Genomic DNA, 13,479 nt, shown 5'->3' with positions numbered 1-13,479 from the left:
AATCTGCCTGACATTTGGCGAATTTTTTAACCTATTTTGCCGCTGTACCGACACCGCGGCTTGCTGATTGCATATAATATCTAAACAAACTGCTAGAATTTACTAAACCAAAACGTTGCCACTGGAGACCTGACCATGCCCATAAATGCCGCGGATGATTTATCAATCAAAAAGGTATTGCGCATTGCACTGGTCGGCATTCGCTCGGCAGATCAAGTCATGCTCAAAGGCTATTTGCGTGTGATTTTGCGCCTTGAGGCAGATTTGGAATGGGTATCTGCCAATCATCCCAATATTGATTTGTTTATGATCAATCAAGAATTTCGCCATGCTGATAGCGTGGTGAAGCTGCTCAATAGCAAAGCTGACACCGCCGCGTTGTATATCGACCGTGCAGCAAATGAGCAAGGCGGTATTGTCGGTGATACCTTGGTGTTACCGCTCAAAGAAGTCAATGAGCTCAGCGGTTGGCTGTACGCACACATGGCAAGCCTTGGCGGCAATCCACAAGCCATACCCCGACCCACACCCCCCCAATCTGCATCGGTCAGCGACCTAACCGCTGGCGGCTTAATGTCAGCGGCAACCAATCCGCCCAGCACACAGCCAAGCCAGCCACCTACCAGCCAACCTGCCCAACCGCGCACGCTGGATGATATTTTAAAGCATCGTGCTGCATCTAGTGCGCTAACTACTGACAGCACACCAACCACCACACCTGCTGCCCCTGACCCTGCCGCCCAAGCCACCGCACAGCCTACAGCGGTACACAATACCAGCCAACGCCGCGCCTTTATCCAGCTGATTTGCCAAGTCCATGACCGCAGCAAAATCCAAGACAAAATTTGGGCCATCCAAAACCTTGATGGGCAAACGCTGGTCTATCTAGCACCCAAACACCAAAAAATCTACACACCGTCCACTGATACGGCGTTTGCTGCCAACAGCGATTGGCAGCTGACGACAGTCGGCTCACTGCCCAGTGCCGTCAAGCCCCACGCGCAAGATATGGTGCAGTGGCTTTGGCAACAGGCATTAACGCACTTTGATGTATTAGCACCTGTGGTAGATAGCTTGCCTGCCAGCACACTGACCAGCTGGGTCAAGCCGCAAGCGGATGCACACCGCCACAACCGTCTGTTGTTACAAGCGATTTGGGAGCGGCAAGCCCTAAGCCCTGTCCAAGCCGCCCAACGGGCGAATATCGACAGCGATACGGCACGCCACACATGGGCAGCTTTGTTGGCAGCAGGTGTGCTGCAAGACCACGTGTACCAAGCTTTGGCAGGTCACGCCCTTGCCCATGCTGAGCCTACCGCACCAAGTGCCAACCTAGCCGCACCCCTAGCACCTGTCGCCCCTATCACAAAACCTGCCGCATCAACACCCATCCCAACGCCAAGCCAGCCTGCCCCAACGCCAAGCGCACCGCCTGTCCCATCTACCAGCAGCATTGAGGCGGATTTGCCCAAAGGCAATATGGGCGGCTTTTTGTCGCGCTTGCGGCGCAAGCTTGGGCTATAGCCGCCGGTGGGGGCAAAATTTGCCGCCCAATGTTAATTTTGCCACCGTTTAGCAACAAATCCTTATCAGTTTATTGGGAATTAAGGTATCATAGCGCAAACATCGTTCACAACGCGCATACACTTGCTGCGTCATCTACCTGTTAGGAACTCCCATGCAACGCCTTAAAATCGTATTTAGCGGACCGATGGGCGCGGGCAAAACCCAAGCCATCGCCAGCCTATCAGATATCCCTGTGGTCTCAACTGAGGCCAAAAACACCGACCTACAAACCAATACCAAAGCCTTGACCACTGTCGGCATGGATTACGGTGAGCTGATGCTAGATGGCGGCGCAAGCATTGGGCTGTACGGCACACCAGGGCAAGAGCGGTTTAACTTCATTTGGCCAATCCTCTCGCAAGGCGCGTTGGGTGTGATTTTATTGATTGATCATTCTGCTGCTGACCCAATCGCGGATTTGGCAAACTACCTTGACACATTTAGCAAAATCTATAACGGACGCATTGTGGTGGGTGTCAGCCAAGTTGATAAAGCCCCCGAGCGCGATTTTGCCATTTATCGGGACTGGTTGGCAGAGCACCAAAAAAATCTACCTATTTTCCCTGTCGATATGCGTAAGCGTGAAGATGTCTTGTTGTTGGTTGACACCATCATTGCATCGCTTGAGTTATCTGAAATGGCATAGACTTGCCAAGTCGCAATCGTGTTATTTGAATTTTAAAAATTGATGGAAACTAGCGTATGAGCGATAATATTTTTAATATGGAAAACCGCGTCAAACCCAACGAGCGTTTTTTGTCTTTGGCCAAAGATGCGTTACAAGATTTGTTGGTCAGCACCAATGGTTTAGACGGCGTGTTGTTGGCATCTACCGACGGCTTTGAGGTAATTTCACTGTTCCAACAAAACTATGACGGTGGTAAATTATCTGCTGTCGGTAGCTCAATTTTGGCACTGGTGCAAGCCTTGGTCACCGAAGCACACCTAATCGGCTGTCGCTCGGTGATTTTGGATGCCGAAAACGGCAAAATCATGATCAGCGCTGTACCCAACGCCCATCAGCCCATGATTGTGATTTTGCTCACCAAACAACAGGTGCTGCTTGGGCAGCTCATGCATGGTCTTAACAAAACCGTCAAACTACTGGGCGAGCTTGACGAACAGTACAACACCAAAGCTTAAACCAAAAACCGCCATGCACCAAACTGCCAGATTGGGCGGTTGTTTGCGCACAAGCCTTGTAGATAGGCGCATGGCTAGGCAGGCACAAAAAAAACCACGGTCCATTGACAGTGGTTTTTTATCAAATATCACCCAAAACAGATTAGTTTAAGCCGCTGGCATATTCATAGACAGGGAATTTGGCACACACGGCTTGGACTTTTTCGCGCACAGCCTTGATGGTGGCTTCATCGCCGCGGCTGTCAAGTACGTCACAAATCCAGTTTGCCAAATCGCGCACCTCGGCTTCACCAAAGCCACGCGTGGTCACCGCAGGCGTACCAATCCGAATCCCTGAGGTCACAAACGGTGATTTGGGGTCATTGGGCACGGCATTTTTATTGACGGTGATGTAGGCATCGCCCAGCCATTTGTCCGCGTCTTTACCCGTGATGTCTTGCTTGATAAGGCTAATGAGCATCAGGTGGTTTTCAGTACCGCCAGATACGATGTCATAACCGCGCTGTGCGATGACCTCTGCCATCGCTTTGGCATTGGCCAGCACTTGGCGTTGATAGGCTTTGAAGTCATCTGACATGGCTTCTTTAAAGCAAACCGCCTTGGCGGCAATGGCGTGCATCAAAGGGCCGCCTTGGTTACCGGGGAACACCGCTGAGTTAAGTTTTTTCTCAATCTCGGGGTTGGCTTTGGCTAAAATCAAGCCAGAGCGTGGGCCGCGCAAGGTTTTGTGGGTGGTGGTGGTGGTGACATCGGCGATTTGTACGGGGCTTGGGTAGACGCCTGCTGCCACCAAGCCTGCCACGTGCGCCATATCAACCATCAAATACGCGCCCACACTGTCGGCGATGTCACGGAATTTTTGCCAATCAACCACTTGGCTGTATGCCGAAAACCCTGCGATAATCATTTTGGGCTTATGTTCTTGTGCCAAACGCGCCACTTCGTCGTAGTCAATTTGGCCTGTGGTTTTATCAATGCCGTATTGTACCGCGTGATAGTTGATGCCCGAAAAATTCACATGCGCGCCGTGGGTCAAGTGGCCGCCATCGGCAAGACTCATGCCCATGACGGTGTCACCTGCTTGTAGCAGTGCCAAAAACACCGCGCTGTTGGCTTGGCTGCCTGCGTGTGGCTGCACGTTGGCATAGTCTGCGCCAAACAATGCTTTGGCCCGGTCAATCGCCAACTGCTCAACAACATCAACGTGTTCACAGCCGCCGTAGTAGCGTTTACCAGGGTAGCCTTCGGCGTATTTGTTGGTCAGCGCACTGCCCTGTGCTTCCATCACCGCAGGTGAGCAGTAGTTTTCTGACGCAATCAGCTCAATGTGGTCTTCTTGACGCTTGGCTTCTGCGTCCATTGCCGCAGCAAGCTCGGGGTCAAACTCGTGAATCGTGATAGCCTTAAACATGGTAGCACCCTTTTTACAATAACCAAAACAATCGCTAGCAGCACCTGTGTCGGTAGTCGGCACAATAGGCGCGGTAAAAAATTTGCGTCACAGTGTAGCATGAATCATGGATTCACGCCTAGCGCAAATCAGCGAATTGGACGGATTTTATACGGGGGTTGGGCTTGGTGGGTGCTCATTTGACAGACCCGATGGGTGCTGCAAAAAATCAACAAATGCTGGCAAAAATGTTTCGCTAATCAGCACACGCCGCCCTTGCCAATCATACACACTGCTGCGCTGCCAGCCTTGCGCCGTCCGCGTCAGCCAACGCGCTGCCAACACCGCGCCGCCGCGCCCAAACATGACATAGCCAATGGGCGTACCACCAAGCCGCGTAAGCTTACGCGCGTCTTTGGTTAAACTGGCAAACGGAAACACCGAACGCGCCGCCACCCACGCTTGCGCCGTGCCATCATCACCCACTTGCCCAAGCAACGTTGCTTCACGTAGCCACGCCGATTGCGGCCGTGATGGCAAATTCAGCGCACGTTTATCCGCCAAATCCAGCGTTATCCGCCCCTCAAACGTTGGCATGACCAACAGCCGATTGCCCGACAACGCCTCTAACCGCGCGGTCAAAGAACCATCCGCCGCCAACCAATCTGCCAATACACCTGCTTGCTGCCGACAATACCGATCTTGTGGGTCTGCTTGCCACATTTAGCCCAATCCTCGTTTTGCCAGATAATCAGCGTTAAATGGCAAGGCAGTCAGCGCGTCAGCATAATACGCCTGCACCGCTTGCGCCTCTTGTACACAAAACTGCCGAATCGGCGTGGCAAAACGCGCGTCGTAAACATGGTGCAACGAGTGCGTCAGCGTTGGCGCAAAGCCGCGTATCAGCTTGTGCTCACCTTGCGTACCGGGGTCAAAGCGCGTCAAACCCTGCGCGATGGCAAATTCAATACCTTGATAATAACACAGCTCAAAATGCAGACTGTCATAGTCAGCAAGGCTGCCCCAATAACGCCCATACAGCGTGTGTGCATCATACCAAAACAGACTGCTTGCCGCGATATCGCCCGAAGCATCTAAAGCTTGTGCTAGCATTAAATGCGCAGCTTGGCTCTCGGCAATTTGCTGAAAAAAATCCAACGTCAAATACGGCTGGCGACCGCGTACCAAATACGTCATGGCATAGCATTGATAAAACGCTTGCCAGTCTGCCGCGCTGATATCCGCGCCCAACTTACGCCGACAGGACAAGCCTTGTTTGGCAACCTTGTCGCGCTCAACGCGAATCGTCTTGCGGCGTTTGGCCGTCAGCGTCGCCAAAAACCCTGCAAAATCAGCAAACGGCTGCCCATCAGCGTCGGTATTGTGCCACATAAACTGACAGCCCAACCGCGCGATACTGTCGCTCTCGGCAGCTTGCGCCACCTGAAGCGTCGATGCAGGCACAAACAAACCATGCCAACTTGATGCCGCCACCTGTGCTGCCAAATGCGCAACCGCTTGGCTCAATACCTGCCACAACGCCTCATCCAACACCGCACCCTCTGCCAACCAAACGCGCTGCCCCGTCACAGGCGTATAGGGCACACTGCTCACCAATCGCGGATAATAATCCGCCCCATAGCGCAGATAGGCGTCTGCCCACGCATGGTCAAACACATACTCGCCTTGGTGATGGTCTTTGATAAATATAGGCAACACCGCAACCAACTGCCCTGCCCGCGATGCCGCCGCATACAGCGGCAACCAACCCGCCTGCTCGCCAATCGCGCCGCTATCGGTCATGGCTTGCCAAAACGCTAACTGCATAAATGGCGTGTCAGGCGTTTGCCACACGGCTTTATACTGCCAACTAAAATCGGTATAAAATTCAACATTCCACATGGTCGTTCATCTTGCCCGTATTTTTTACTGCTTATTTTTGCCTGTATTTAAATAGCAAAAACCCCCAATCTATGATTGAGGGCTTTGTTTAAAAATCAATTCAAATCAGCGATTATTAGTCATTCATGTGCTTGATAATCGCTTGACCAAATTGTGAACAGCTTAGCAAAACTGCATCTGGCATCAAGCGTTCAAAGTCATAGGTGACCGTTTTGTTTTCAATCGCGCCAGAGATACCTTTGATGATCAAGTCTGCTGCTTCTGTCCATCCCATATCACGCAGCATCATTTCAGCCGACAAGATGATAGAGCCGGGGTTTACCTTGTCTTGACCAGCATATTTTGGTGCGGTACCGTGAGTCGCTTCATACACCGCCACCGAACCACCGATGTTAGCACCTGGTGCGATACCGATACCACCCACTTCTGCTGCCAGCGCGTCAGAAATGTAATCACCGTTCAAGTTCAACGTTGCGATGACTGAATAGTCTGCTGGACGCATCAAGATTTGTTGCAAGAACGCATCGGCAATCACGTCTTTGATCACGATGTCTTTGCCAGTTTTTGGGTTCTTCAACGTCATCCAAGGGCCGCCGTCTAGCAGCTCTGCGCCAAAACGCTCTGCTGCCAACTCATAACCCCACTCTTTGAACGCGCCTTCGGTGAATTTCATGATGTTGCCTTTGTGCACCAAAGTCACGTTGGGCAAATCGTTATCAATGGCGTACTGAATTGCTTTGCGCACAAGGCGTTGTGTACCCTCTTTTGAGACAGGTTTGACACCGATACCGCAGTTGTCGGGGAAGCGGATTTTGCTGACACCCATTTCTTCTTGCAAGAATTTAATAACCTTGATGGCCTCTGGGCTGTTGGCTTTCCACTCGATCCCTGCATAAATATCTTCTGAGTTTTCGCGGAAGATCACCATGTTGGTCAATTCTGGGTGCTGCACAGGGCTTGGCACACCTTTAAACCAACGTACAGGACGCACACACACGTACAAATCAAGCTCTTGGCGTAGCGCAACGTTTAATGAGCGAAAACCGCCGCCCACAGGCGTGGTCAAAGGGCCTTTGATGCTGATGACATAGTCTTTGAGCACTTCTAGGGTTTCGGCAGGAAAGTAGTCGCCATCATAAATTTTGGCAGCTTTTTCACCGCAGTAGGTTTCCATCCACTCGATTGAGCGCTTGCCATTGTAGGCTTTTTCTACCGCTGCATTGACCACTTTAATCATTACAGGTGTGATATCCACCCCAATGCCGTCGCCTTCGATAAATGGAATAATCGGACGGTCAGGTACGTTTAATGACAAATCAGCATTGACGGTAATTTTTTCGCCGTCACGTGGGACGATGACCTTATCGTATGCCATGTGGATTAACTCCTTGATTGAACTAAAAAATGTGATATAAAATTATGACAACGTTTAAAACGCTTAAAATGCAATAAAACTGCTAAATTCGGGCAAATAAATTGGCAATATTCTACACAAGCCGATTTGGTGCGACAATTTTTCTAAAAAATAAAAACTTATAAAGTATTTAGCAAATAAATGGCATAATCACGGGGCTAAATTTTCGTTATCTTGCTATTATGCCTAAACCACCCACGCTGTCACCGCCTTTGCCCAAACTGCTGGCCTTTAATAAACCGTACGGTGTGCTAAGCCAGTTTCGCGCGGATAGCAACAATAACTTTGCCACGCTTGCCGATTATATCCACGACAAAAGCCTGCGTGTGGCAGGGCGTTTGGACGCAACGTCTGAGGGTTTGCTACTACTGACCGATGACGGGCAGCTTAATGAGCTGCTGACCGCGCCGCCTGCTGTGTTACAAGCCAAAGGCAGGGTCAAACAGCACGGCAAAACCTACTGGGTGCAGCTTGATGGCAAAGCAACTGATGCCCAAATTGCGGCATTGCGCAGGGGTGTGCTACTTAAAGACGGTATGACCTTGCCTGCGCGTGTTGAACGCCTTGACCCAACCCATGTTGCCACCACGCTGTGGCAAGCACCGCCGCAAATCGCTTATCGGCGCGTCACCAGTTGGCTGGCTATCACGATTGTTGAGGGCAAAAACCGTCAAGTGCGCCGTATGACCGCCCACGTCGGCTTGCCATGTCTGCGCTTGGTGCGCGTCGCGTCCAGTGGGTTTTATCTTGATGGTTTGGCCGTTGGTGAACTGCGCCAAGTGGCACTCGATAGGCAAGCATTGCAACGTTTGGGCTGGCAGCCACGCCTGCATGGTCGAACGCCAACGCCCACACACCGCAACAAAAAATCTCTACGCTAGAAAAAACCCCAACGCTAGGTTGAGGCATTTTATAACGTTGTTTTTGTCTGTTTATGAACCGTCAAGGGGATGCGGTTAGTTTTGCGGCGCGTTGATGGTGATTTCTACGCGGCGGTTTTGCATACGGCCTGCTTCGGTTGAGTTATCCGCGATGGGTTGGCTGATGCCATAACCGATGGCTTGAATACGGTTGCTGGCAACACCGCGTTGGGCAAGGTATTGTGCCACTGCGTTGGCGCGGTTTTGCGACAGTTGTTGGTTAAAGCTTGGGTTGCCTTCTGATGAGGCATGACCTTTTACGGTCACTGTGGTGCGGTTGTATTCTGCCAACGTGCTTGCCACTTTATCAAGTGTATTATAAAACTGTGGCATGATGTTCGATTGCGCTTTATTGAAGGTGATGGCTTCTGGCATCACCATGTTGATGTTGTTGGTATTGGGGTCACGGGTTACGGTGATACCTGTACCTGCGGTTTGCTGGCGCAATTTGGCTTCTTGCTGCTCCATGTAGTAGCCAATACCTGTGCCCAATGCCGCGCCAATCGCCGCATCACGCCCTGTTTTATCGCCGCCTGTGGCTTTTGAGATTGTCGCGCCAGCTGCTGCACCCAACAAACCACCCGTTGCGGTTTTGTTCATGGTTTGTTGCCCTGTTGCAGGGTCGGTGGTACATCCTGTCATCAACATTGCTGAGGCTAGGCCTGCGGTTAGTAATTGCTTGTACATTGTGTTCTCCAATTTTCCAAAAATAGCGGTTAAAACGCAGGCGTATCAGCTGCCTGCTTGTAATAGTGGGTGTTTTTAGCAAAATTGGCTCAGCAAAATCATGTTTGGTGAATAAAACTAGGTCTGCTTAGCCAAAGCCTACAACACGAAAGTTAAATGTATTATGCCGTAATTTACTCCCCTGTTTGTAATAAATTGTCAGATTGGTGTAGAACAGCTGTAGTGCGTTGTTTAAGTTTTTTATAGGTGTTTGGCAATTATAGGTGTTTGGCAAATAGATGCTCGGCAAAATGTGGGCGGATTTTGCACGCTGACCCAAGATGGTCAGATTTAACCAAATTTTCATGCGTTTTGTGGGGCATTTGCGCTATGATAGGTGCAATGCTATTTAAAAGACCATTTTTTTAGAAAACCATTTTTTGCTAGCTTTGATAGGTTACGCTTGGAAAAAACCATGCCATCATCACAACGCCGCCAATCTGCCTTACAAAAAACGCCGACCCATCCACAAACCAACCCCGTGTATCGCCAGTTAGCCAAGTTACGCGATAAATCGCCCACACTTGGGCAGGCAGCAACTTTTGGCGCGACCGCAGGCACGATTTTGGGCAATTCGCTGCTGTTTGGTGCGCCGTTGTGGGCAGCTGGCGCGCTTAAAACCTTAACGGGCAACCCACGCGCGGATAAAACTGTGCTCGATATCGCTGAGCATTGGATTACCACCAACAATTATTTGATTGACCATTGGTTGCCAAGTATTGATTTACGCGTCAATTTGCCTGCCAATTTATCGCCAAACGGACGCTATATTTTGCTGTGCAACCACCAATCGTGGGTAGATACGTCAGTGATTCAGTACATCGGGCAAGACCGCTTGCCGCTGACGCGCTTTTTTGCCAAGCATGAACTGTTGTATATTCCGATTGTTGGCCAAGCGTTTTATTTTTTGGATTTTCCCATGATGAAGCGTTATTCTAAAGAGGCGATTGCCAAAAATCCTGCCCTCAAAAACCGCGATATCGAAGAAGCCAAACGCGCCTGCCAGCAGCTTGCCGACAAGCCGTTTACTTTACTCAATTTCGTTGAAGGGACGCGCTTTACCCAACAAAAACGTGACGCGCAGCAGTCGCCATATGCACATTTGCTCAAACCCAAAGCAGGCGGTCTGGCGTTGGCATTGGCGGCACTCGGTGAGCAGCTAGACGGAATTTTGGATGTCACCATCGTCTATCCCGATGGAGTGCCGCTGTATCGTGATCTGTGGCAAGGCAATATTCGGCGTTTGGGCGTGGACATGCGCTTTGTTGATTTACCGCCAGACCTAATGCATCATTTGATTGCAGGTAAATTTCATGACGATGCGGCAACCAAGCAAGCGATGTTTGCTTGGTTGGACACGGTTTGGCAACAAAAAGACGCGCGCATTGGGCAGATGTTGGCGGATTTTGCCCCATAATGTTTGGTAATACACGGTTGGGTGGTCATACACCGTATAGCACACCCTGCTAAGTTTTTGTGTGCCAAGCGCGGCGCTGTGTTGTCGTTTGGCATAAACCTTGCTAACATAAACCTTGCTACCGCCATGCGATAAATTGACTGATTTTTTACCGTTTTTGCTATCGCTTTTTTGCATAGCCTGTCATACAGTCTTTGACCAGATATAATTTATATTCCCAACCTAACCGATATTGAAGCAATACCCAGAGCAACCATGTCAGCTGACTTACCCCTACCCGAATCTACCGCCCACACACCCACCACCAGCGTGCGCCTAACGGGGCGTATGCTAAACTTTATGCGCCTATCGATTGGCGGCAATGACGTGCCTGCGATTTTGGCCCAAGTTGCCGATAAGTTTGCCCGTTTGCCCAAAGATGGTATGCCCGTGGTGCTGGCGTGCCAAGATAGGCTGAATTTGGTGGCGTTGCAACAAGGCTTGTGGGAATTGGGTTTGCAGCCCATCGGCATCGTCACGGGTGTGTTAGATGAACAAGCACGTGGGCTAAATTTGGCGATTTTTCCTGCCGATGGCAAACGCATTGATGGGCAAGCGGTGACCAAGACCGCTGCCCCTGCTGCCAACACCGCGCCCGAGCCGCTTGCCGAACCACCCACAGCGGCTACCGCGCCCACCACCGCCCCGACGGCCAGCCAATCTATGAGCCAACCGACCGTGCCCGAAGGTGGCGACACAGAGCCTGTTTTGCCCCCACAAGCGGCATTCAAACCGCGGCTGCATCGGCAAATTCTGCGCTCAGGGCAAAGCCTGTCGCATTTGGGCGGCGATTTGATCTTAACCGAAAGCGTCAATGCAGGCGCAGAAGCCATCACCGATTGCAATTTACATGTCTATGGCAAAGGTGAAGGGCGACTGGTGGCAGGCGCGACGGGCGACATGAACGCCAAAATTTTTTGCTTGCGCTTTAACCCGTCATTGGTGTCCGTGGCAGGGACGTACTGCTTAAAAGAAAATATCCCTGCTGAATACCTCAACCAAGCGGTGATTGTCAGCTACCAAGAACCTGTCGGGTTGGTGTTTAGCTTGATGAATCCGTAAAGCCAAATTGACAACATCTTTTTGGCAGATAGACTTATTTTTGTCATAAAATTTGTGCTAAACTAATTTAATTTAACCGTTTTTTTCATCCAACCATTTACCGAGACGGGGCGACATGGCTTGCCTTGTTGGCGGTAGTGAGTAATACAGCGTTAGGAGTGTGCCAAGTGGCAAAAATTGTTGTGGTAACGTCTGGTAAAGGGGGTGTGGGCAAAACCACAACCAGCGCGTCATTTGCCACGGGGTTGGCGTTACGCGGTTATAAAACCGTGGTGATTGATTTTGATGTGGGCTTGCGTAACCTTGATTTGATTATGGGCTGCGAAAACCGCATTGTGTATGATTTTGTTGATGTCATCTCAGGCAACGCGCGCCTATCGCAAGCCTTGGTCAAAGACAAAGCCCTGCCCAATCTGTTTATTTTGCCTGCCAGCCAAACGCGTGATAAAGACGCGCTGACCGATGAAGGCGTGGCAGAAGTCATGGCAGAGCTGGCCAAGCAATTTGACTTTATCATCTGCGACTCACCAGCAGGCATTGAGCGCGGCGCTCAGCTTGCTATGTATCACGCCGATGAAGCCTTGATTGTCACCAACCCTGAGATTTCCTCGGTACGTGACTCTGACCGCATTATTGGTATCTTACAAAGCCGCACCAAAAAAGTTGAGCAAGGCAGCTCAGTGCGTGAGCATCTTGTCATCAACCGCTACAATGCCGAACGCGCTGAACGCGGTGAAATGATGGACATCAACAGCATTTCTAACGACATTCTAAAAGTGCCATTGATTGCGGTGATTCCTGAAAGCAACAGCGTCCTTGAAGCATCCAACCAAGGCGAGCCTGTGATTTTGGACAAAAACTCTGTGGCTGGGCAATGTTATGATGACATGGTGGCGCGATTTTTGGGTGAAGAACGCCCGTATCGGCATATCGATGTCAAGAAAAAAAGCTTCCTGCAGCGCTGGTTTGGAGGCTAGACGATGAAAAAGGGATTTTGGAGCAGTCTATTTGGCGGTGAGCAAAAATCAACCAGTGCCAACATGGCGGCAGAACGGCTTAAGGTCATTGTTGCCAGCGAAAACCGTCTGCACAACCGCCTCACGCCCGAGCGCATCGAAAAAATGAAGCGCGAGATTTTGGCGGTGGTCAATACCTATGTCACAGGCGTACAGGTGGATGATGTCAATATCAATCACCACACCGAAGCCAACATGGAAGTACTTGAGATGAACATCAACTTGCCCGAGCGGCGTTGATAGCCCTGCTGTGCTTAGGATTAAAAAAGTCCTTTTAAACAAAGGGCTTTTTTACTTTATCCACAAAAATTTAGCCAAAAATTCATCAAAAAAAAGCCTTGTCATAGCGAAAGGCTTTTTTTGTAAACGATGAGTGATGGGCTTACTTTTTACCGCGATTTGCAAACGCGCCAAAGCGTTTGTTGAAGCTTGCCACACGGCCTTCGTTTTGGGTTTTGCGTTGTTCGCCTGTGTAGAATGGGTGTGACGCACTGGATACGTCAAGCGCGACGTAAGGGTATTCTTTGCCTTCGTATTCGCGAGTTGCTTTTGGCTTAACGGTTGAGCGAGTCAAAAAGTAGACATCCGCGTTGGTGTCATGAAACAAAACGTCGTGGTAATCTGGATGGATATCTGCGCGCATAGCGGTTTCCTTGATTTGCCCCTGCCGATTGGACTGCCTGGCCGCTGTCGGCCCAATGCCAAACGCGCCACGATTAAAGCCAACACAGAGGCTAGATAAAATAAAATTGCTATTTTGACTTCCTCCCCTCCCTATCGTTCGGGGATTCCTTCTGCAAGACGGTGAAGCCCCACCGCAAACCTAAGACAATGGCAACCGCCCGTACGACACACCGTACATCTTAGGTTCTTATTTTAAGCTA

The 13,479-nt window shown here is 50.5% G+C and carries 14 protein-coding genes; 8 read left to right on the top strand and 6 right to left on the bottom strand.

Annotated features, from left to right (window positions below):
• Window positions 1-135 precede the first annotated feature (135 nt).
• From AC5L4R_RS05785 to AC5L4R_RS05775, 3 genes are all read left to right on the top strand, one after another.
• On the top strand, window positions 136-1,524 hold the full coding sequence (locus AC5L4R_RS05785; RefSeq protein ID WP_494472490.1) for a hypothetical protein: 1,389 nt from the start codon (window positions 136-138) through the stop codon (window positions 1,522-1,524).
• Between the two features lie 154 nt (window positions 1,525-1,678).
• Entirely contained in the window at window positions 1,679-2,212 is a 534-nt protein-coding gene (locus AC5L4R_RS05780; protein ID WP_494472489.1) for a GTP-binding protein, read from the top strand.
• Between the two features lie 56 nt (window positions 2,213-2,268).
• Complete coding sequence (locus AC5L4R_RS05775) at window positions 2,269-2,709, top strand: roadblock/LC7 domain-containing protein (protein WP_494472488.1); 441 nt, start codon at window positions 2,269-2,271, stop codon at window positions 2,707-2,709.
• Window positions 2,710-2,851: 142 nt separating this feature from the next.
• Here the strand turns inward: AC5L4R_RS05775 and glyA are convergent, their stop codons facing one another.
• The 4 genes from glyA to icd all read right to left on the bottom strand — a co-directional run bounded on the left by glyA (window position 2,852) and on the right by icd (window position 7,376).
• The gene (gene glyA, locus AC5L4R_RS05770; protein ID WP_494472487.1) at window positions 2,852-4,120 is read right to left on the bottom strand and encodes a serine hydroxymethyltransferase; all 1,269 of its coding nucleotides are present in this window, start codon (window positions 4,118-4,120) and stop codon (window positions 2,852-2,854) included.
• A gap of 147 nt (window positions 4,121-4,267) precedes the next feature.
• A complete protein-coding gene (locus AC5L4R_RS05765; RefSeq protein ID WP_494472486.1) occupies window positions 4,268-4,822 on the bottom strand; it encodes a chorismate--pyruvate lyase family protein in 555 nt (184 codons plus the stop codon).
• Entirely contained in the window at window positions 4,823-6,001 is a 1,179-nt protein-coding gene (locus AC5L4R_RS05760) for a GNAT family N-acetyltransferase (protein ID WP_494472485.1), read from the bottom strand.
• Between the two features lie 115 nt (window positions 6,002-6,116).
• Window positions 6,117-7,376 (bottom strand): NADP-dependent isocitrate dehydrogenase, encoded by a 1,260-nt coding sequence (gene icd, locus AC5L4R_RS05755; RefSeq protein WP_494472484.1) that lies wholly within the window; start codon window positions 7,374-7,376, stop codon window positions 6,117-6,119.
• Window positions 7,377-7,597: 221 nt separating this feature from the next.
• On the opposite strand from icd, the gene AC5L4R_RS05750 reads away from it, so the two are divergent.
• On the top strand, window positions 7,598-8,296 hold the full coding sequence (locus AC5L4R_RS05750; RefSeq protein WP_494472483.1) for a pseudouridine synthase: 699 nt from the start codon (window positions 7,598-7,600) through the stop codon (window positions 8,294-8,296).
• Window positions 8,297-8,371: 75 nt separating this feature from the next.
• Here the strand turns inward: AC5L4R_RS05750 and AC5L4R_RS05745 are convergent, their stop codons facing one another.
• A complete protein-coding gene (locus AC5L4R_RS05745; protein WP_494472482.1) occupies window positions 8,372-9,022 on the bottom strand; it encodes a YiaD family glycine zipper/OmpA-like lipoprotein in 651 nt (216 codons plus the stop codon).
• A 454-nt stretch (window positions 9,023-9,476) separates the two neighbouring features.
• On the opposite strand from AC5L4R_RS05745, the gene yihG reads away from it, so the two are divergent.
• From yihG to minE, 4 genes are all read left to right on the top strand, one after another.
• A complete protein-coding gene (gene yihG, locus AC5L4R_RS05740; protein ID WP_494472481.1) occupies window positions 9,477-10,478 on the top strand; it encodes a 1-acylglycerol-3-phosphate O-acyltransferase, YihG family in 1,002 nt (333 codons plus the stop codon).
• Window positions 10,479-10,733: 255 nt separating this feature from the next.
• Complete coding sequence (minC, locus tag AC5L4R_RS05735) at window positions 10,734-11,579, top strand: septum site-determining protein MinC (protein WP_494472480.1); 846 nt, start codon at window positions 10,734-10,736, stop codon at window positions 11,577-11,579.
• Window positions 11,580-11,746: 167 nt separating this feature from the next.
• On the top strand, window positions 11,747-12,556 hold the full coding sequence (minD, locus tag AC5L4R_RS05730; protein WP_494472479.1) for a septum site-determining protein MinD: 810 nt from the start codon (window positions 11,747-11,749) through the stop codon (window positions 12,554-12,556).
• Window positions 12,557-12,559: 3 nt separating this feature from the next.
• Window positions 12,560-12,835 (top strand): cell division topological specificity factor MinE, encoded by a 276-nt coding sequence (gene minE, locus AC5L4R_RS05725; protein WP_494472478.1) that lies wholly within the window; start codon window positions 12,560-12,562, stop codon window positions 12,833-12,835.
• Window positions 12,836-12,977: 142 nt separating this feature from the next.
• Here the strand turns inward: minE and AC5L4R_RS05720 are convergent, their stop codons facing one another.
• Window positions 12,978-13,238 (bottom strand): type B 50S ribosomal protein L31, encoded by a 261-nt coding sequence (locus AC5L4R_RS05720; protein WP_494472477.1) that lies wholly within the window; start codon window positions 13,236-13,238, stop codon window positions 12,978-12,980.
• Between the last annotated feature and the right edge of the window lie 241 nt (window positions 13,239-13,479).

It is taken from the genome of Faucicola sp. SE7633 (assembly GCF_059264685.1).
Note: the sequence above shows the minus strand (reverse complement) of the source record. Positions and strands in the feature narration are given on the sequence as shown.